The organism is Aeromicrobium sp. (assembly GCF_037719875.1).
Classification (GTDB): Bacteria; Actinomycetota; Actinomycetes; order Propionibacteriales; family Nocardioidaceae; genus Aeromicrobium.
Window position 1 is genome coordinate 94384 of sequence record NZ_JBBJMJ010000006.1, and the last position, 19218, is coordinate 113601.

The following is a 19218-nucleotide window of genomic DNA, read 5'->3' on the forward strand; positions in this document are numbered from 1 at the left end:
TCCGACACTACACGAGGAGGACCCATGACCACGACCGAGCCGCGCTTCCGCGCCGATCCACTCGACACCCACCGCGCAGGACTTCGCGAGTGGGTCGCGCTTGGCGTCCTCATGCTCCCGGTCCTCCTGACCTCGATCGACAACACGGTGCTCAGCTTCGCCCTGCCGCAGGTCAGCACGGCGCTGCATCCGACGGGCGAGCAGCTGCTCTGGCTCGTCGACATCTATCCGCTGATGCTCGCCGGCTTGCTCGTCGCGATGGGCAGTCTCGGCGACCGCATCGGACGACGCCGGTTGCTCCTGATCGGTGCAGTCGGATTCGGCATCGCCTCGGTGTTTGCCGCCTTCAGCCCGACCGCAGAGGCATTGTTCGCCTCGCGTGCCCTGCTCGGCGTCTTCGGTGCGACGCTCATGCCATCGACCCTGTCGCTGATCCGCAACCTCTTCACGCACCGTGACGACCGCCGGCTCGCGATCGCCACGTGGGCCTCGGCGTTCGCCGGCGGCGCTGCTCTCGGTCCGGTCGTGGGCGGCTGGTTGCTCGAGCACTTCTGGTGGGGGTCGGTCTTCTTCATCAACGTGCCGATCATCATCGTGTTCCTTGCGGCGGCGATCTTCCTGCTGCCGGAGTCCCGTGATCCCCGGCCGGGACGCGTCGACCTCATCAGCATCGTCTTGTCGTTGACCTCGATGCTGCCGTTCGTGGTCGGCATCAAGCAGGTCGCCGAGCACGGATTCAGCGATCTGGCCCTCGCCGGATTTGCCGTCGGCATCACGAGCGGCGTGGTTTTCGTCCGTCGCCAGCACCGACTCGTCGATCCGATGATCGACATGACGATGTTCTCCGACCGGGTCTTCAGCGGCGCGATCGTCGCGAACCTGCTGAGCCTGATGGGCTACGCGGGCTTCGTCTTCTTCGGGGCACAGTTCCTGCAGATCGTGGTCGGCCTGTCCCCCATGTCGGCTGCCACGGTGTTGCTGCCCGGTCTTGCGCTCACCGTGATCGGGGGGTTCGCCGCGGTACGACTCGTGCGCCACATCCCGGCACGCGCTCTGGTCGCGGGCAGCTTCGGACTGTCGGCGTCGGGGTATGCGATCGCCGCATTCCTCGGCACGCCCACGATGTGGTCGATCATGGTCGCGTTCGCGGTGCTCGGCCTGGGGATCGGGCTGGCGGAGACGCTGACCAACGACCTCATGCTGTCGAGCGTGCCGCCCAACAAGGCAGGGGCTGCGTCGGCGATCTCGGAGACGGCCTACGAGGTCGGCGCGGTGCTCGGCACGGCGGTGCTGGGCAGCATCCTGACCTCGACCTACCGTTCGCACCTGACGGTGCCGGCGGTTGTCCAGTGGGGCGACAACGACTCATCGTTCGAGACGCTCGGCAGCACGGTCGAGTTCGCCGGCAACTACCCCAACGAGGTGGGCGACAACCTCATCCGCTCGGCATACGCGGCGTTCGACCTCGGCATGCAGCTGACGTCTGCGACTGCGATCGTCGTGGCACTGGCTGCGGCGGTCGTCTCGTGGCGGACGCTCAAGGGTGCCTGAGAAGCTTACGGCGCTGGCGCGAACATCCCCTCGAGCTCTGCTTGCACGTGCAGACGAGCTGGATTGTCCCGACTGGACCCCCGCCACAGCGAGCTGACCTGACGCTGTGGCGTGGGGTCGACCACGGGGACGGCACGTAGACGGGGGGAGAGGGACTCGCGGCCGAGTCGGGGCACCAGCGCCACGGCGACACCATGCTCGACCATTGCGGCGTGGGTCGAGTATGAACCGTCGAAGTAGCGCATGTCGGGGCGTGCGCCGTGCATCGCGAACATGTGCACGAGCCAGTCGTGACAGATCGTGCCGGACGGGGTCGTGATCCAGTGCTCACCGAGCAGGTCCGTCGGGCTGACCGAATCTCGAGAGGCCAGGCGGTGGTCCCGCGGCAGCAGGACATCGGCGCGGTCGAGATGCACCGGATGACGCTGCAGCGTCGTCGGCAGCTCGAGCGGGAGCGTGTTCCAGTCGTGCACGATCGCGAAGTCCGCGCCCCCGCGCTCGATGAGGGTCACGGCCTCACGGGGGTCGGTCTCCACGACCGTGACCTCCAGCCCTGGGGCGGTGGACCGCAGTCGGGCAAGCAGCGGCGCGACGATGCCGCGTGACGCCGTGGAGAATGACGCCACCCGGAACGCGCCGCGCAGCTCTTCGGCCCCGCCGACTGCGAGGTTTTCGACCTGCTCGAGATCTGCGAGCAGGACTGCGCCTCGCTCGGCAAGGAGTCGTCCCCGCTCGGTCAGGATGACACCGCGGCCGACCCGCTCGAGCATCGGCGAATGGCTCTGCCGTTCGAGCTTCTTGATCTGCTGCGACACCGCTGAAGGGGTGAAGTCCAAGGCTGCGGCCGCTGAGACGATGCTGCCGTGATCGCGCACCGCGATGAGCGATCGCAGCGCTGCCAGATCAATCATGAAGCAACAGTACGTTGTTCAGTCCATAAACCGTCGCTGGTCCTTCATCGTCTGTCGAAGGACACTGGGATCATGTCGCTTAAGCACAGCCTGCTTGCCATTCTCGTGATGGTGGTCTGGGGCGCCAACTTCGTGGTCATCGACGAAGGCTTGGCCGATGTGCCGCCGCTGCTGTTCTTGGCTATGAGGTTCACCTGCGTCGCCTTGCCCCTGGTCTTCTTCGTGCCACTGCCCCGGGCCAGCTGGCGCAACGTGGTGGCGGTCGGGTCGTTCATGAGTCTCGGCCAGTTCAGCCTGCTCTATCTCGCGCTCCACCTCGGTATGCCGGCCGGTCTCGCATCGCTCGTGCTGCAGGCCCAGGTCATCTTCACGATCGTCATCGCGGCTGTTGTCATCAAGGAGCCGCCCAGCCGCCGCCAGATCATCGGCGCGGTGATCGGGACGGCCGGTCTGGTGCTCGTCGTGATCGCCCACGGGGTCGCCGCTCCGGTCCTTCCGGTCGTGGTGATGCTGGGTGCGGCGATGTCGTGGGCGATCGGCAACGTGATCGCCCGGCAGGCCGGCGTCGCCTCGGGCTTCTCGCTGGTCGTGTGGTCGGCCCTTGTCGTGCCGCTGCCGGCGCTCGGGCTGTCGCTGCTCGTGGATGGGAGCGAGGAGGTGGGTCGTGCCCTGACGCACCTGTCGGGCACGGCGATCGCGAGCACGGCCTACACCGCGTTCGGTGCCTCGCTGCTGGGCTATGGCATCTGGAACTCGCTACTCGCCCGCTACCCCGCCAGCGCGGTGGTCCCGTTCGTGCTGCTTGTCCCGATCATCGGCATCGCGGCCGCCTGGGTGATCCAGCAGGAGGTGCCGACGGTGCTGGAGCTGATCGGAGCGTTGATCATGCTGGGCGGGGTCGCCGCCGCAACCATCAGGACCAGGCCGGGCACGGGACCTCAAACTAGGCGAGAAGCGCCGACCGTGCCATCGTCGCGAGACGTCGACGCATCGCCGACTCGCTGATGCGGGCGCTGTGCGGCGTGGAGTTGAGCAGGCCGAACGTCGCCTGGACGACGGCCCGGGTCTCGGTCGGGTCGAGGTCGTCGCGCAGCCGGCGCACGGCATCGACCCAGATGTCGACGTAGGCGAGCTGCAGCGTGCGCACCCGCTTGCGTCCCGCGGCATCGAGGTTGGTCCACTCACGTTCCTGGATCACGATGAAGGCTCGGTGCCCGAGAGCGAAGTCGATGTGCCAGGCGATGAGCGCATCGAGGCCGGCATCGCCATCGGCCGCCGCCGTCGCGCGCCGCCGTCCCTCGGCGAGGAGCTGCTCGCTGATCGCGGTCAGCGACTGCGTGAGGATGTCGTCCTTGCCGGCGAAGTGCTTGTAGAGCGCCGGTCCGGAGATTCCGCAGGCGCCCCCGATGTCGTGCACCGACACCCCGTGGAAGCCGCGCTCGGCGAACAGCGTCGCGGCCGTGTCGAGGATCTGCTGGCGACGGGTCGTGGTCACCGCTCCACTGTAGCCGTACGAGGTTAACGGCTGTTAACCTGTGGGCATGCGTGAACTCGTCGAGGAGCTGCGGAGCAAGCTGGCCACGGTGCGCGAGGGCGGTGGCGAGGCTTCCCGCCAGCGCCACGTCGGCCGCGGCAAGCTGCTCCCTCGCGATCGCATCGACCACCTGCTGGATCCGGGCTCGCCATTCCTCGAGATCGGTCCCTTGGCGGCATACGGAATGTATGGCGGCCCTGGTGAGGAGTACGGCGTGCCGAGCGCCGGCATCATCACCGGCATCGGCCGGGTCAGTGGCCGGGACTGCGTCATAGTCGCCAACGACGCGACCGTCAAGGGCGGCACCTACTATCCGCTCACGGTCAAGAAGCACCTACGGGCGCAGACAATTGCGCAACAGAACCGATTGCCGTGCATCTATCTCGTCGACTCCGGAGGGGCATTCCTGCCGATGCAGGACGAGGTGTTCCCCGATCGTGAGCACTTCGGGCGCATCTTCTTCAACCAGGCCCAGATGTCGGCGCAACAGATCCCGCAGATCGCCGCCGTCATGGGGTCCTGCACGGCCGGTGGCGCATACGTCCCGGCGATGAGTGACGAGAGCGTCATCGTCAAGGAGCAGGGCACGATCTTCCTCGGTGGGCCTCCTCTGGTGAAGGCGGCGACCGGCGAGGTCGTGACGGCCGAGGACCTCGGCGGCGGCGACGTTCACGCCCGGGTTTCCGGTGTCGTCGATCACCTCGCCGACGATGACGAGCACGCGCTGCAGATCGTACGTTCGATCGTGGGCACGATCGAACGCCCGACGAGTGCTGAGCCACCGCACGAGCCGGTCGAGCCCGCCGAGGATCCCGAGACCCTCTACGACGTCGTCCCCGTCGACGGACGCACGCCCTACGACGTCCGCGAGGTCATCCGCCGGGTCGTCGACGACTCGCGTCTGCACGAGTTCAAGCCGCTCTACGGTGACACGTTGGTGTGCGGCTTCGCCCGCATCTGGGGCTATCCGGTCGCGATCATCGCCAACAACGGCATCCTGTTCAGCGAGTCGGCCCTCAAGGGAGCGCACTTCATCGAGCTCGCCAACCAGCGCGGCATCCCGCTGGTGTTCCTCCAGAACATCACGGGCTTCATGGTCGGGCAGGAGTATGAGAACAAGGGCATCGCCAAGGACGGCGCCAAGCTCGTCACGGCGGTCGCGTCGTCGGTCGTGCCGAAGTTCACCGTCGTGATCGGTGGCTCGTTCGGTGCCGGCAACTACGGGATGTGCGGGCGGGCATACGACCCGCGGTTCCTCTGGATGTGGCCCAATGCGCGGATCTCGGTCATGGGCGGCGAGCAGGCCTCGGCGGTGCTGGCGACAGTGCGGCGGGACGGCATCGAGGCCAAGGGCGGCGAGTGGTCGGCCGAGGACGAGGAGGCGTTCCGCGCCCCGATCCGTGAGCAGTATGACCAACAGGGCTCGCCCTACTACTCCACGGCGCGACTGTGGGACGACGGAATCATCGATCCGGTCGACACCCGGCGCGTCCTCGGCATGGGGCTCCAGCTGGCCTCGGCCACACCGACACCGACGCCGCAGTTCGGCGTCTTCAGGATGTAGTCGGCCATGCGAAGCAGTGATGAGCACATGAATTTCTCGAGCGTTCTGGTGGCGAACAGGGGCGAGATCGCCCGCCGGGTGATCCGGGCCTGTCGTGCGTCGGGCCTGAAGAGCATCGCGGTCTATTCGGACGCCGACGCGGAGGCTCCCTACGTTGGCCTCGCTGACGAGGCGGTCCACCTCGGCCCGACCCGGGCGACCGAGTCCTATCTCTCGATCGAACGGATCATCGCGGCCGCCAAGTCCTCGGGCGCGGAGGCCGTCCATCCCGGCTACGGCTTCTTGTCCGAACGGGCCGAGTTCGCCAGGGCGGTCGTCGATGCCGGGCTCGTCTTCATCGGCCCGACCCCCGACGTGATGGATGCCATGGGCCGCAAGGATCGTGCGCGAGCGATCGCCGCGAAGGCGGGCGTGCCGGTCACACCGCAGTTCGATGCCGCGGCGGTGCCCCCCGACGCCTATCCGATCCTGGTCAAGGCCGCTGCCGGCGGCGGGGGCAAGGGCATGCGGATCGTGCGCGAGGCAGGCGACCTCGAGGCCGCGATCGATGCGGCGCGACGGGAAGCCGCGGCAGCATTCGGTGATGACACAGTGCTGGTGGAGAAGTACATCGAGGCCGGCCGCCACGTGGAGGTGCAGGTCTTCGGCGACACCGCAGGCAATGTCGTCCACCTCTTCGAGCGCGACTGCTCGGTGCAACGCCGGCACCAGAAGGTCATCGAGGAGGCACCGTCGTTCGGTCTCAGCGACGAGCTGCGTCAGACGTTGCACGACTCCTCGACGGCGCTGTGTCGCGAGGTCGGCTACACCGGCGCGGGGACGGTCGAGTTCCTCGTCGCAGACGGGCAGGCCTACTTCCTGGAGATGAACACGCGCCTGCAGGTGGAGCACTGCGTCACCGAGGAGATCACCGGACTCGACCTCGTGCAGTGGCAGCTGCAGGTCGCCGCCGGCCGGCCCCTCCCCGTGGCGCAGGACGACATCATCGCCTCGGGCCATGCGATGGAGGCACGCATCTACGCCGAGGACCCCTACACGGGCTTCCTCCCCCAGGCAGGCCTCGTGCTTGACGCGGCTTGGCCAGACGGCGTCCGGGTCGAGACCGATCTCGGTCCCGACCAGGAGGTGTCGACGGCGTACGACCCGATGCTCGGCAAGATCGTGGTCCTCGGCGCCGATCGTGAGGACGCCCGTCGGCGTATGGTCGCCGCGCTCGATGACACCGGCATCTTCGGCGTGACGACCAATGTGGGCTTCGTCCGCCGTCTGGTCGCGAGCGATGAGTTCGCGACCGGCGACATACATACCGGCTGGCTCGACAGCGATGCGTCGGTTGACCTGCTGACTCCCCCGGTCACGCCCGATGAGGCGGCCCGCGCGGCGGCACTGCTCTGGGCTCGCCTCGAGAGGTCCACTGGCGGGTCACCGATGTCGCTCGACGACGGCTGGCGCGCCGGTGGCGACCCGGCCCCGGTGCGCATCGTGCTCGTCGACGAGGCGGACCTGACGTGGGAGCACGCGTTCGCCGCCACCGAATCCGCCCATGCCGGCGGATTGGCCATCGCAGACGGCGACGGGCTGACGATCGCGTGGCAGGGTCAGAACTGGCGGTTCGACACCCTCGACCCGATGCGCGGCGGTCATCAGCGGGGCGTCTCCACCGATGCAGATGTGGTGTCGCCCATGCCCGGGACGGTGCTGCGGGTCGACGTCTCCGAAGGCGAGTCGGTGACGGTCGGGCAGCAGCTTGGAGTCGTCGAGGCGATGAAGATGGAGCTAGCCCTGCTGGCCCCCTACGACGGCGTCGTGTCATATGTCGGCGCCGGCGCCGGCGACCAGGTGCCGATCAAGCATCTGCTCTTCACGGTGGACCCGGCATGACCGCGCCGATGATCGTCGGCGATCCGTCGTTGCCCGAAACCGTCACGATCTATGAGGTCGGGCCGCGGGACGGGCTGCAGAACGAGGCGGCGATCGTGCCGCTGGCCGCCAAGGTCGAATTCATCACGCGGCTGATCGGAGCCGGGCTGCCGATCGTCGAGGCGACGAGCTTCGTCCATCCGACGTGGGTCCCACAGCTCGCCGACGCGGCCGACCTGGTCGCGCTGCTGCCGCTCTCGGGAGCGACCCCGCTCCCGGTGCTGGTGCCGAACGAGCGAGGTCTCGATCGGGCGCTCGACGCCGGGTGCCGGCATGTCGCCATCTTCGGCAGCGCCACGGAGTCCTTCGCGCAGAAGAACCTCCATGCTTCGCTCGATTCGCAGTTCGCGATGTTCGAGCCGGTCGTCGGCCGCGCTCGCGAGGCGGGTGTCGACGTGCGGGCCTACGTCTCGATGTGTTTCGGCGACCCGTGGGAGGGTCCCGTGCCGATCGACCAGGTCGTCTCCGTCGGCACCCGGCTTCTCGACCTGGGTGCGTCCCAGCTCTCGATCGGCGACACGATCGGGGTCGGCACGGCAGCGCACGTCGCCGAGCTCATCGGCGCATTCGCCACTGCCGGTGTCGGGGTCGAGCGGCTCGCGATGCACTTCCACGACACCTACGGCCAGGCGCTGGCAAACGCTTACGCGGCCCTGCGCCTTGGCATCACGACATTCGACGCATCGGCCGGCGGACTCGGCGGGTGCCCGTATGCGGTGAGCGCCACCGGCAACCTGGCGACCGAGGACCTCGTCTGGATGTTGACCGGGCTCGGCATCCAGCACGGCGTCGACCTGGATGCCTTGGTGCGAACCAGTGTCTGGATGTCCGGAGTGCTCGGCAAGCAACCGGCCAGCGCCGTCGTACGCGCCCTGAGCTGACCCGATGGTTTACCACGGTCCCTAGGCAAACCGTTCGCCCGCTAGGTCCCCCCGCGGCAAGGGTCGTCCGCCCTAGGACAATCTCCCGCGGGCGGACGACGGTTGCCTAGGGACCGTGGTAAACCGTCAGCGGGGTGAGAGCCGGCGGTCGCGGAGCTCTTCGGCGGCGAACTTCCCGATCTGCCACGTCGCGTAGGCGTCGCTGGATGCGCCGACAGCGCCACCCAGCAGGGGAACCCGTCGGCCGATCAGGGTCACGGCGCGGCGGCCCGCGGTACGCCCCACGAGCTCGGATGTCACCTCGCGCGACAACGTCTCGTCGAGCACCGGGTCGTGAACCGGTGAGGTCGCCAGGGCCATCGGCGACGAGGGCAGGCGGCGGCCCTTGACGAGCGCCTTGACCGCGTCCTCGCCGAGCATGCACGCCAGGATCGCGTTGCGCACGCGCGGATCCTCGAGGTCGTAGCCGCGCAGGTGCGCAATGCCGGCGACGAGGCGACACTGCACGAGGGTCACGCCGACGACATTGGCCGGGATCGACACCGCAACTGTTGAAAAGCCCCCGAGGTTGGTGACGAATCCTTGCACGCCGGCCAGGCTTGAGTGCAACCGCACGAGTCCGCGGATCGCCTCCTCGACGTCACCCTTGTGGTCGACGAGCTTGGTGTCGGCCGACGCCGCCGCCGAGTTCAGCGGGCCGAGACCGTCGATCGCGTGGTCGAGGATCGTGCGCACATAGTTCGAGGCGAAGGCGGGAGCGAGCTTGGCACCAGCAATGACAGCGACGTTGCGACGAACTCCCATCCGTCCAGCATAGGTGGGCACGGCACAGCGGCATCTCGGGTGGCGTCCAGCGGCTGGCCCTACGCTGAGGCCATGGGACGCCCCTTCTCCGAGCGCGTGGTGGGCGAGGACTGGCGACGGGACGTCGAGACCTGGATCGGCGATCGGCTGCACCGGCACGGTCATACGATCACGGGGCCGATCCTGCAGCCCCGCGTACGCCCGTGGTCGACACACATCACCGTCCCGACGGATGCCGGACGGCTGTGGTTCAAGGCCAACTGCGCGGCCCAGGCGTTTGAGCCGCGTCTCCACGCCGAGCTCGCCCGCCTCGCACCGGGCACCGTCGACGCGCCCTACGGGATCGAGCCGGACCAGGGGTGGATGCTGACTCGTGATCGCGGCACGCCCCTCGGTGACTCCCATGAACCCACCGCCGATGACTGGCGCCTGGTCCTGGCGGAGACGGCCGCGCTGCAGGTCACCCTGGCCGGCCGGGCCGACGGCATGCGGGCGACGGGTCTGCCGGACTGCTCGCCCGCGACCGTGGTCGACCGGTTCGACCGACTCGTTGCGATCCTGGCGGCCCTGCCGGAAGACCACCCGTCGCGCATAGACGCCGACGTCGGGTCACTGCTCCATCAGGCGCGACCGGCGATCGTGGATGCAGCGCACGAGCTGGCCGAGTCGTCGCTCCCGTCGACCTGGCAGCACGGCGACCTCCATCCGTGGAACGTCTTCGCGGTCGGGCCCGGCTCGCTGCGGCTGTTCGACTTCGGCGACGGGCAGTGGGCCCACGCGGCCGAGCTGCTCAGCGTCCCGTTCGGCTGGATCAGGGAGCGGAGCACGCTGGCCTGGCCCGACGTGCTCGAGGCCTACGGCACGGCGTGGCGGGTCGAACCGGCCGAGCTCGAGTCACAGTGGATCGCAACCGGACTGACCCAGCCGGTCAACCGCGCGATGACCTGGTGGGCGTGCCTCGGTGAGGCGACCGCGGCCGAGTGGGAGACGTGGGGTGACGCGCCGCTGCACCACCTGACCCGCGTCCTCGACCCATGAGCCGGCAGAAGTTGTCGCCGTCGCCGTGGGTCTTCGATCCAGGCACCTGGCCGCCGGAGGACTGCGTCGCCGCCGGAGCCGACCTGGAGCCCGGCACCATCGTCGAGGCCTACCGTCGAGGCGCCTTTCCGATGCCGCACGACGGCCTGTTGCTGTGGTGGTCACCGATGCGGCGGGGCGTGCTCGAGGCGTCCGGGATGCACGTCAGCCGCTCACTGGCCAGGTCGCGGCGGCGGTTCACGGTGACGATCGACCAATCGTTCGAGGAGGTCATCGATGCATGTGCCGACCCGACTCGCCCCGGCGCGTGGATCGACGGGCCGATCCGTGAGGCGTACGTGCGACTTCACCGGCTCGGTTGGGCGCACTCGGTCGAGACGCGCGATGACGAAGGCCTGCTGGTCGGCGGCCTGTATGGACTGAGCATCGGCCGGCTGTTCGCCGGAGAGTCGATGTTCCACCGCGTCACGGATGCCTCGAAGGTCGCGCTGGCCTCGCTCTCCGAGGTCGTGGGCGATGACGGTCTGATCGACACCCAGTGGCGCACCGAGCACCTTGCCTCCTTGGGTGTGGAGGAGTGGACGCGCGATCGCTATCTGGCCGCGATCGGCGGGCTCGTCGAGGCCGAACCCCCCGCGATCTGGGCCTGATAGCAGGCGGAAAGTTCGCCTCGCCGGAGGGGGTGAAGAACAAACCGTGTCCTGGGTTCATAGACTGGGCGGCGCACACACCATCACTCACAAGGGAGCTTTTGTGGCTATCTCACGCAACGACCTCGTCGCTGCCCTCGCTTCGAAGGCCGGCACCAGCAAGGCCGAGGCCGACGCAGTTCTCTCGTCCTTCAGCGAGATCCTGCTCGACTCCGTCAGCAATGGCGAAAAGGTCTCGATCCCCGGCATCCTGTCCGTCGAGCGCGTCAAGCGTGCTGCCCGCACGGGTCGCAACCCCTCAACGGGCGAGACGATCGACATCCCCGCCGGCTTCGGCGTCAAGGTCAGCGTCGGCTCGCGCCTCAAGGCCGCAGCCAAGTAGGACAGCACCACCCAGCAGCGCCATCGGGGGTCTCCCGGTGGCGCTGTCGTATGTCCAGATGTGAGGATTCGGCCATGGCCACCCGATATCACCGCCTCGCGCGGGAGACCCCGGCCTACGCGTGGTGGAGGCTGCCGGCGGCGGGGCTGCTGGCACTGGTTCTCTACTTCATGGCGATCATCGTGCTGGTCGCGATCGCCCTTGCGATCTACGCGGTGCGCTCGGGCAGTGATGGGTTGGAGGACTGGCTCAGCGCGGCCGGCGAGCTCAACCTGCAGCGGCTGGACCACTTCGCGCTCGACATGCTCAGCCTGGTGGCGTTGATCCCGGCCCTGCTGCTCGCCGTCTTCATCGCCGGTGCACGCCCGATCGGCTATCTCTCCTCGGTCACTGGCCGATTGCGGTGGGGTTGGCTCGGCCGCACCGCAGTGATGTCCTTCGTGGTGTTCATCGTGACGATCGGCGCAGCGCTCGCCGTCACGGAGGCCACCGATCCAGGTGATGTCGAGGCGCCGTCGAACATCGGTCTCCGAGTGCTGCTGACGATCGGGCTCATCCTGCTTTTGACCCCGTTCCAGGCCGCCGCCGAGGAGTATGTCTTTCGGGGTTATGTCCTGCAGCTTGTGGGCTCATGGACCAGGTTCGCCGCGATCCCGGTCATCGTCTCGGTACCGCTGTTCGTCGTCGGGCACACCTACGACCTGTGGGGACTCGTGGATGTCGGCATCTTCGGGCTGACCGCGGCCGTGCTCACGATCCGCACGGGTGGCCTCGAGGCCGCAATCGCGGCGCACACCGCCAACAACGTCGTGCTGTTCGTTCTCGACGCCCTCGGCATGATCTCCGCCACCGACGACAGCGGCGCGGGCCCGGTCGACCTGGTGCCGACAGCGGTCTCGAGCGTCGTGCTCCTGCTGTGGGTCGAGTGGGCGGCACGCCGGCGCGGTCTCGCCCGCACACGGGACCCGATCCCGGTCCCGCCGCCGGCAGCCCCGGTACCGATTCAGTGGGCGCCCCCGCCGGCATACACGCCGCCACCGGCGCAGTGGAGCCAATGGGCACCCCAGCCACCAGCACCGGCGCCAGCACCGGCCGTCCACCCCAACGCCCCCGACTACCCGGGCGAGCTGCCATCGGGATGGGAAGCGCGAGATCCGGTCTAGACATCCCACGGGTGGAAGACGTCAAGCGGCGATTGGTTCGGCGGTGGGCCAGGCGATGGTCTCGTCGTAGCTGGTGTGGTGGGTCAGGCAGCCGTGGAGGATGCCGACGAGGCGGTTCGCGAGGGCGCGGAGCGCTTGGTGGTGGGTTGCTCCGCGGTCGCGATGTCGGTCGTAGAGCGCGCGGGCCCCGGGCGATGAGCCTAAGGCTGAGAAGGCTTGCTGATAAAGCGCGTCGGCCAGTCGTTTGTTGCGGGCGTAGCGGGCCAGCACGACGCGTTTGGTTCCCGATGCTCGGGTGATCGGCGACATGCCAGAGTAGTTTTTCCGTCCCCGGGCATCGACATAGCGGCCGGGATCGTCACCGAACTCGGCGAGCACCCGGGCTCCGAGGGTCACTCCGAGGCCGGGTTGGCTCAGGTAGATCTCAGCGTCCGGGTGCTGGCCAAAACCCGCCTTCACCTGTTCCTCCAGAACTGCCGTTTGGGTGACCATTTCGGTGATCACCGCAACCAAAGCCGACACGCTCGCCGCATAGGCGTCACCCACGCCGGGCCGGGCAGGCAATTGCTCAGAACGCAGCGCGGTGACGATCTGGTCGGCCCGGGTGGCCAGGTTGCGTTGCCGGCCCGCCTTGCGCAGCAGAGTCTGGATCTTCGCCGCGGAGAGCCGGGCACCTTGCTCCGGGCTCGGTGCCGCCGCCAGAACCGCCAGGGCGTCCCTGTCGGCGAGATTCTCAAACGTGACCAGTGCGGCTGGGTAGAACTCGCGCAGCATCGAGCGCAGCGTGTTCACCGTGCGTTGCCTGGTCCAGATCATTGTCTGGTGCGCCCGGGCGGCAATCTTGACCTGCTCCGCGATCGCGGTGTCACCGGCAACAGGGCGGTGATGGTCACGATCCAGCCGGACGAGCTCAGCAAGAACGTGGGCATCACCAGGGTCCGACTTTGCTCCCGAAGTGCCATGGCGTTCGCGATAGCGGGCTGCCTGCAGAGGGTTGATCGGATAAACCACATAGCCAGCCGCGATCAACGCCTGGACCCACGGACCACGGTCGGTCTCGATCCCGACCAACACCCGGTCCGGTTCGTCACGATCGTCGAGTTGATCGGCGACCAGTTCGTGCAGCTTCGCGATCCCAGCGACCCCCTCGGGCAGACGTCTCCTGGCCAAAACCTTGCCTTGCTCGTCCTCGATCTCGATGTCGTGATGGGCCTCGGCCCAGTCATCACCGATGAACAACATCATCCTTCTCCTTCCGCCGAATCCGACTGAGCCTGCGGAGAAGATCAAGGCAACCTAATGGATCAGTGCTCACGCGCAGTGACGGGCACGACATCCCACCAGCCCTGCGACCTCCTCACCAACCAACAGGGACACGATCTAGACCTAGACCTCAATGGGCCTGGAACCTGCAGTGCTCACCCGATGGCGGCTCGGACACCAGACTGCCGCAAATGGAGACCGGTGCGCTCCCATTAGGTGATGACGGGCCGTGAGGCCTGCTCCCAGGCCTCCATCCCGCCCTCCACGTTGGTCACGTCGTGACCCTGCGCGTGCAGCCAAGCCGTGGCGCGCGCCGAGCGGCCATCCAGGTGGCACACCACGAGGGTCCGGGTCGAGGGGTCGAGCTCACCGACCCGGGCGGGCAGATCACCCAGCGGGATGTGGACCGCGCCGGCAATGTGACCAGCCGACCATTCGTTGTCCTCGCGGACGTCGAGCACCACGAGATCGGCCGGGATCACTTCGGGGATGCCATGGATATCGGTGCTGGGAATGCTGGATTCGCTCATGGATCCATGTTCCCCCGCGGAGTGTGATCAGACACGTAGGGGGTGTTTCTGGGCAGAAGGAGTAGCGATGAGCCACCGAAAGTAGTTACTTTGAACTAGAAGGTGCGCTGCCGCTCGTGTTGTGACGGCCGTGCACGCCGCGAAATCTGCAGATCGGTGGTCAGTCATGAAGGCGCATGACTCGATCCGCCTGCCCTTCGTCGCCTCGACGCCGGGCATCGCGCGGACCCGTCTCGCGGCGTTCCTGACCGTCAACCGCGCTTCCAACGCGGTCATCGACGACGCCCTGATCGTGATCAGTGAGATGATCGCCAACGCAGTCAGCCACGGCGTGCCGACCTCGGACGGGACGATCGAGATCTCCTGGGCCATCAATGGCACCCTGCTCGAGCTCAGCGTCCACGACGCCGGCGTGGGCGGGTCGCTCAAGCCGGTGGACTTCGACGAGGACTCGCTCAGCGGACGAGGTCTCTCGATCATCAACCGGGTTGCCGACCGCTGGTGGGTCGACATGTCCAGGGGCACGCGGGTCAACGCCGAGCTCGGCCTCAGCCCACACTGATCCCCCGGCCCACCGGGACATAGAGTGGCCCGTCATGGGCAAGAAGTCGCGACTCAAGAACAAGGCCGCCAAGAAGGAACGCATGCCGTTCGTGGCGCGCACCTTCGAAGGACTCCCCCACGAGGCCGACTGGATTGCCTTGCGGGAGTTCGTCCCCTCAGCGACCGGCACGGTCCAGCTCACCTCCGGTCAGACAGTCCGCGTCTGCTCACTGCTGCCCGGCAACGGCGCTGGCATCGTGCGTCCTGATGGCGAGATCTGGATCGGCCTGCAGGTGGCGCACAACTTCGGTGACATCAGCCGCGATCTGGCGTACGTCGTGGAGACCGCGCTCGAGATGGAGCCGGGCCAACCCGTCCCGATGGGTGAGCCCGGCATGGGCGCGCGACTCCAGGACCTCATCGATCCGGCGAGCGGGTTCGACGTGACGGTCCACGACGGCTTCGACTACTGGATCGAGGGCACCGATGATCGCCCGGAGACCGCCGAGCTCCTGGCTGAGGCCAATGAGACGATCGCGCCGACCGTTCAGCTCGAGTCGGTCGCCTCGGCCTACTGGACCGAGATGGGCTCGCAGCGATTCCTCCGCTGGGTCATGACCGACGACGAACCCCGGTTGCTCGACGCGTTGGCGCGGCTGAGGGTCCTCGGCGAGGACACCCTGGGTGAGGGCACCAAGCTGATCGGCCATTTCCGTGCGCACGGACGGCTCGTGCCGGTGTGGGAGTTCGCCGCCGACGCAGCCGATCTGGAAGAGCCGGCTGTGGCCTTCCGTGCCCGGCTTGACGACGCGCTCGCCGAGGACGCCCCGCTGACCTCCGAGCAGCGGTCGGCCCGCAGCGCCCTGGTCAGCCGCCAGGTCACGATCTGAGCGAGCTGTCACACATGCGGGGGCTGCGTCGTCTGGTGGGTGAGCGGCGCACAGGTGCCGCAGGACTGGAGCCCCCTGATGCCCCGCATTCCCGCACTGAACCCCAAGGACGCCGGACCGATCATCAAGATCGGCTACCGGATGGCTCGCAAGCAGGTCGGTGAGGTTCCAGAGCCGTTCGCGGTCCTGGCGCACCACCGCAAGCTGTTCGTGGCCTCGGCCCGGCACGAGCTGGCACTGCAGAAGGCGATGCACGCCATGCCGCAAGGGCTCTTCGAGCTCGCGGTATATCGCACCGCGTGGACTGTCGGTTGCTCGTGGTGCGTCGACTTCGGCGCGATGCTGCAGCGGCTCGAAGGCCTCGACGTCGACCGGCTCAAGGCGATCGCGGAGTTCGAGACATCACCGCAGTTCAGTGACGCCGAGCGCGAGGTCATCCGGTATGCCGATGCCATGACCCAGACCCCGATGACCGTGACCGATGAGCAGGTCGCGGCCCTCGTCCAGACCTATGGGCACGAGGGTGTGCTCGAGCTGACGTATCAGATCTCGCACGAGAACCAGCGCGCCCGGATGAATCACGCCCTGGGCATCACCGACCAGGGCTTCAGCTCCGGCGATCAGTGCCGGGTGCCGTGGTCGGTCGATCCGGTCAGCGAGTCGGCCACCACGGCACCCTGACTCCGGCGAGCTTGTCGGGGTTGGCCACGTCGTACGTCGCCCAGACCAGCCCGTCGCGGACCGTGAAGGCGGCGACACGGGCCGGCGAGCTGAGTCTGGGCGAGTCGCCGTTCCAGCCCGGAGTTGCGACTCCGAGCTGCCCGTTGACCAGGACGGGTCGCATCGACGTGAGGGTGTCGTCGCCATAGCGGCGGAGCAACCCGAGGAAGAATCGGGCGAACTTGTCCGCGCCGTGGATCACGTTGACAGCGGTGCTCGTCGTGCCGTTGGCGTCGCCCATCACCAGCGCGTCGGGGTGGAGCGTGGCAAGCACGGCGTCGAGATCGCCGGTCGCCATCGCCATGAGGAAGCGGCCGACCGCGTCGTTGTGCTCGTCGTCGAGGACCGGAGCCGGTGGGTCGGCGACGGTCTTGCGCGCACGTGAGGCGAGCTGGCGGGCGTTGGCAGGCTCGATCGCCAAGACATCGGCGATCTCGTCGAATGGCACGCCGAAGGCGTCGTGCAGCACGAACGAGACCCGCTGGTCGGGCGGGAGTGCGTCGAGCACGACGAGTGCGGCGAATCGGTTGTCCTCGTCGCGCACCACTGCCTCGAGCGGATCGACCCACGAGCTCGAGGGTTCCAAAGGCGTCACGATGGGCTCGGGCAGCCACTGTCCGACATACGTCTCGCGGCGCGCGGCGGCCGAGGTCAAGCGGTCGAGGCAGAGGCGGCTGACGACCGTCGTGAGCCAGGCCTGCAGGTTGGCGATCTCCCCATCGGTGCGGTCGAGCCTCAGCCACGCTTCCTGGACGGCGTCCTCAGCGTCCGCGACGCTGCCGGTGAGCCGATAACCGACGTTGAGCAGGCGAGGGCGCTCGGCCTCGAAAGCATCGGTCAGGCTCACCGCTCAGTCGCGATCCACCGGGCACGACATGCAGCGCGGGCCCCCACGGCCGGAACCGAGCTCGGATCCGCTGATCGCGACGACCTCGATGCCGTGCTCCTCCAGACGCTCGTTGGTCTGCTCGTTCCGTTCATAAGCCACCGCGAGTCGCGGCCCGATCGCAAGCGTGTTGTTGCCGTCGTCCCACTGCTCGCGCTCGGCGGTCACCGGGTCGAGGCCCGTGTCGATCTGGTGCAGGGTCTCGATGCCCATCGCCTCGGCCGCTGCTGCGAAGAACGACTGCTCGGCCTCGACCAGCAGCTCGCCGGTCTGTCCTGGACCGGCAGGAGGGGCAAGGGTCACGGCGTGGGCCCGCAGCAGGTGGGCCATGTTGGGGTAGATCACGACGGTGTCGACATCGACCATCGTCACGATCGTGTCGAGGTGCATCGTGGCGCGCTCCTGCGCGATCGGCACGGCCAGCACGGTGTGCGCGAGGCCATCGGTGAGGACTTGTCGGGCGAATCTCTCGAACCCGGCCGGAGTCGTACGCTCGCCAACTCCCACCGCGATCACGCCGGGTGCGAGGAGGAGCACGTCTCCACCCTCGACGTGCTCGAGGTGTGGCCCGTGCACCCGGGATGCATCGGCGAATCGGGGATGGTGCTCATAGATCAGTCCGGTCAGCTGAGTCTCCCGTACGCGGGCCGGCATCGCGAGGCTCGTGACGGCGACCTGACCCGGCAGCCATACCGAGGAGTCGCGGGTGAACAGCAGGTTGGGCAGCGGTTCGATGAGGAAGTCCTCGGGTGGCAGCAGGCTCGTGACGATGCTGCGGAACTTGGTGACCTCGTCGTTGCGTAGACCGGCAGTCAGGGTCAGCGCCAGCTCATCGGGCGCGAGGTCGGCCATCACGCTGGCGAGGTGTCCCCGCAGCCCGTCACCCAGGCGCAGGCTCGAGGTCGTGCTCTCGATGATCGAGGCGCGGGCCGGCTCGACCTCGAGCGCCTCGGCAAGGAGCTCGACGAGGTAGAGCACCTCGACGTCCCGGTCGCGCAACGCCTGCGCGAAGGCGTCGTGCTCGTCCTGCGCGCGACCGAGCCATGGGATGCCGTCGAACAGCAGCTGGTCGTTGTTGCGCGGCGTCAGGCGACCGAGCTCCGCGCCAGGACGGTGCAGCATGACCGTGCGCAAACGACCGACTTCACTGTCTGCTCCGAGCCCCATGCAGCCACCCTAGATCAAGGCAGTGTTCCCTTTGTGTTCAGAGACGCACCCGAATACGTCACGGTCGAGGCCTCTGCGGGCATACTCTCGTCGGTGTGGATTGGAATGACTACGACGCTGCACTCTTCGATCTCGACGGTGTGATCACGCCGACGGCCGAGGTGCACATGCGCGCATGGGCCCAGATGTTCGGTGACTTCCTGCGCGGGCGCGGGATCAGCGAGCCATACACCGACGACGACTACTACGCGTACGTCGACGGCAAGCCCCGTTATGACGGCGTCAGGTCGTTCCTGGCCAGTCGCGGCATCGAGCTGCCGGATGGCACCCCTGCCGACGAGCCGACCGATGAGACCGTCTCTGGCCTCGGCAATCGCAAGAATGTCGACTTCGAGCGGATCCTCCAGGACGAGGGGGTTGAGCCATACCCCGGCTCGGTCGCGCTCGTCGAGGCGTTGGTGGAGCGCGGCACCAAGATGGCGATCGTCTCGAGCTCCCGCAACGCACCTGCCGTGCTGCGGGCAGCGAAGATGATCGACTACTTCCCCGTCATCGTCGACGGCACGGTGGCCGGCGAACGCGGCCTGGCGGGCAAGCCTGCGCCCGACACGTTCCTTGACGCGGCCGAGCAGCTCGGTGTCCCCAAGGAGCGGGCCGTGGTCTTCGAGGACGCCCTGTCGGGTGTCGCGGCCGGCCGCGCGGGTGACTTCGGCCTCGTAATCGGCGTCGATCGCGGCGTCGGGCCCGACAAGCTGCTGGCCAACGGCGCCGACGTCGTGGTCAATGACCTCGAGGAGCTGGTGTCATGAGCGAGCGCCAGC

At 67.8% G+C, this 19218-nt stretch carries 20 protein-coding genes; 13 read left to right on the top strand and 7 right to left on the bottom strand.

Translation table 11 applies throughout. The features are described 5' to 3' along the window. Positions 1-24: 24 nt before the first annotated feature. Entirely contained in the window at positions 25-1551 is a 1527-nt protein-coding gene (locus WKF39_RS08095; RefSeq protein WP_340387168.1) for an MFS transporter, read from the top strand. Between the two features lie 5 nt (positions 1552-1556). On the opposite strand, the gene WKF39_RS08100 is transcribed toward WKF39_RS08095, so the two are convergent. Next, complete coding sequence (locus WKF39_RS08100) at positions 1557-2462, bottom strand: LysR family transcriptional regulator (RefSeq protein ID WP_340387170.1); 906 nt, start codon at positions 2460-2462, stop codon at positions 1557-1559. Between the two features lie 72 nt (positions 2463-2534). Between WKF39_RS08100 and WKF39_RS08105 the strand changes: the two genes are divergently transcribed. Beyond that, on the top strand, positions 2535-3467 hold the full coding sequence (locus WKF39_RS08105) for an EamA family transporter (protein WP_340387172.1): 933 nt from the start codon (positions 2535-2537) through the stop codon (positions 3465-3467). Here the strand turns inward: WKF39_RS08105 and WKF39_RS08110 are convergent. Further along, a complete protein-coding gene (locus WKF39_RS08110; RefSeq protein WP_340387174.1) occupies positions 3406-3957 on the bottom strand; it encodes a TetR/AcrR family transcriptional regulator in 552 nt (183 codons plus the stop codon). The two genes, WKF39_RS08105 and WKF39_RS08110, sit on opposite strands and share 62 nt — an antisense overlap. A 46-nt stretch (positions 3958-4003) precedes the next feature. Between WKF39_RS08110 and WKF39_RS08115 the strand changes: the two genes are divergently transcribed. The 3 genes from WKF39_RS08115 to WKF39_RS08125 are packed head-to-tail and all read left to right on the top strand — an operon-like array spanning position 4004 to position 8361. Beyond that, the gene (locus WKF39_RS08115; protein WP_340387176.1) at positions 4004-5560 is read left to right on the top strand and encodes a carboxyl transferase domain-containing protein; all 1557 of its coding nucleotides are present in this window, start codon (positions 4004-4006) and stop codon (positions 5558-5560) included. A 27-nt stretch (positions 5561-5587) separates the two neighbouring features. Next, a complete protein-coding gene (locus WKF39_RS08120; protein WP_340387178.1) occupies positions 5588-7441 on the top strand; it encodes a biotin carboxylase N-terminal domain-containing protein in 1854 nt (617 codons plus the stop codon). Beyond that, entirely contained in the window at positions 7438-8361 is a 924-nt protein-coding gene (locus tag WKF39_RS08125; protein ID WP_340387179.1) for a hydroxymethylglutaryl-CoA lyase, read from the top strand. The genes WKF39_RS08120 and WKF39_RS08125 overlap by 4 nt, the downstream gene beginning before the upstream one ends. A gap of 126 nt (positions 8362-8487) precedes the next feature. Here the strand turns inward: WKF39_RS08125 and WKF39_RS08130 are convergent, their stop codons facing one another. Then, on the bottom strand, positions 8488-9165 hold the full coding sequence (locus tag WKF39_RS08130; RefSeq protein WP_340387182.1) for an EcsC family protein: 678 nt from the start codon (positions 9163-9165) through the stop codon (positions 8488-8490). Between the two features lie 72 nt (positions 9166-9237). Between WKF39_RS08130 and WKF39_RS08135 the strand changes: the two genes are divergently transcribed. From WKF39_RS08135 to WKF39_RS08150, 4 genes are all read left to right on the top strand, one after another. Further along, positions 9238-10203: a phosphotransferase gene (locus tag WKF39_RS08135; protein WP_340387184.1), complete on the top strand. Its 966-nt coding sequence runs from the start codon at positions 9238-9240 to the stop codon at positions 10201-10203. Then, complete coding sequence (aat, locus tag WKF39_RS08140; protein ID WP_340387186.1) at positions 10200-10853, top strand: leucyl/phenylalanyl-tRNA--protein transferase; 654 nt, start codon at positions 10200-10202, stop codon at positions 10851-10853. The genes WKF39_RS08135 and aat overlap by 4 nt, the downstream gene beginning before the upstream one ends. A 109-nt stretch (positions 10854-10962) precedes the next feature. Next, positions 10963-11235, top strand: a complete 273-nt coding sequence (locus WKF39_RS08145) for an HU family DNA-binding protein (protein ID WP_290514280.1) — start codon at positions 10963-10965, stop codon at positions 11233-11235. Positions 11236-11309: 74 nt separating this feature from the next. Further along, positions 11310-12398: a type II CAAX endopeptidase family protein gene (locus WKF39_RS08150; protein WP_340387189.1), complete on the top strand. Its 1089-nt coding sequence runs from the start codon at positions 11310-11312 to the stop codon at positions 12396-12398. A 21-nt stretch (positions 12399-12419) separates the two neighbouring features. On the opposite strand, the gene WKF39_RS08155 is transcribed toward WKF39_RS08150, so the two are convergent. Both WKF39_RS08155 and WKF39_RS08160 read right to left on the bottom strand, forming a co-directional pair. Beyond that, positions 12420-13640: an IS110 family transposase gene (locus tag WKF39_RS08155; protein WP_340386547.1), complete on the bottom strand. Its 1221-nt coding sequence runs from the start codon at positions 13638-13640 to the stop codon at positions 12420-12422. Positions 13641-13873: 233 nt separating this feature from the next. Then, positions 13874-14191, bottom strand: coding sequence for a rhodanese-like domain-containing protein (locus WKF39_RS08160; protein WP_340387191.1), 318 nt, complete (start codon positions 14189-14191; stop codon positions 13874-13876). 166 nt (positions 14192-14357) lie between these two features. Between WKF39_RS08160 and WKF39_RS08165 the strand changes: the two genes are divergently transcribed. The 3 genes from WKF39_RS08165 (at position 14358) to WKF39_RS08175 (ending at position 16305) form a co-directional block, all read left to right on the top strand. Further along, positions 14358-14753 (top strand): ATP-binding protein, encoded by a 396-nt coding sequence (locus WKF39_RS08165; protein WP_340387193.1) that lies wholly within the window; start codon positions 14358-14360, stop codon positions 14751-14753. Between the two features lie 34 nt (positions 14754-14787). Continuing rightward, a complete protein-coding gene (locus WKF39_RS08170) occupies positions 14788-15624 on the top strand; it encodes a DUF5926 family protein (protein WP_340387195.1) in 837 nt (278 codons plus the stop codon). Positions 15625-15702: 78 nt separating this feature from the next. Further along, the gene (locus tag WKF39_RS08175; RefSeq protein WP_340387197.1) at positions 15703-16305 is read left to right on the top strand and encodes a carboxymuconolactone decarboxylase family protein; all 603 of its coding nucleotides are present in this window, start codon (positions 15703-15705) and stop codon (positions 16303-16305) included. On the opposite strand, the gene WKF39_RS08180 is transcribed toward WKF39_RS08175, so the two are convergent. Then, the gene (locus WKF39_RS08180) at positions 16277-17191 is read right to left on the bottom strand and encodes a sigma-70 family RNA polymerase sigma factor (RefSeq protein WP_340387199.1); all 915 of its coding nucleotides are present in this window, start codon (positions 17189-17191) and stop codon (positions 16277-16279) included. The genes WKF39_RS08175 and WKF39_RS08180 overlap by 29 nt on opposite strands. Before the next feature lie 3 nt (positions 17192-17194). Next, positions 17195-18397 (bottom strand): arginine deiminase, encoded by a 1203-nt coding sequence (locus WKF39_RS08185; protein ID WP_340387201.1) that lies wholly within the window; start codon positions 18395-18397, stop codon positions 17195-17197. A gap of 95 nt (positions 18398-18492) precedes the next feature. Between WKF39_RS08185 and WKF39_RS08190 the strand changes: the two genes are divergently transcribed. Next, positions 18493-19206 carry a beta-phosphoglucomutase family hydrolase gene (locus WKF39_RS08190; RefSeq protein WP_340387203.1) on the top strand — a complete coding sequence of 238 codons (714 nt, stop codon included), beginning with the start codon at positions 18493-18495 and terminating at the stop codon, positions 19204-19206. Positions 19207-19218: the final 12 nt, after the last annotated feature.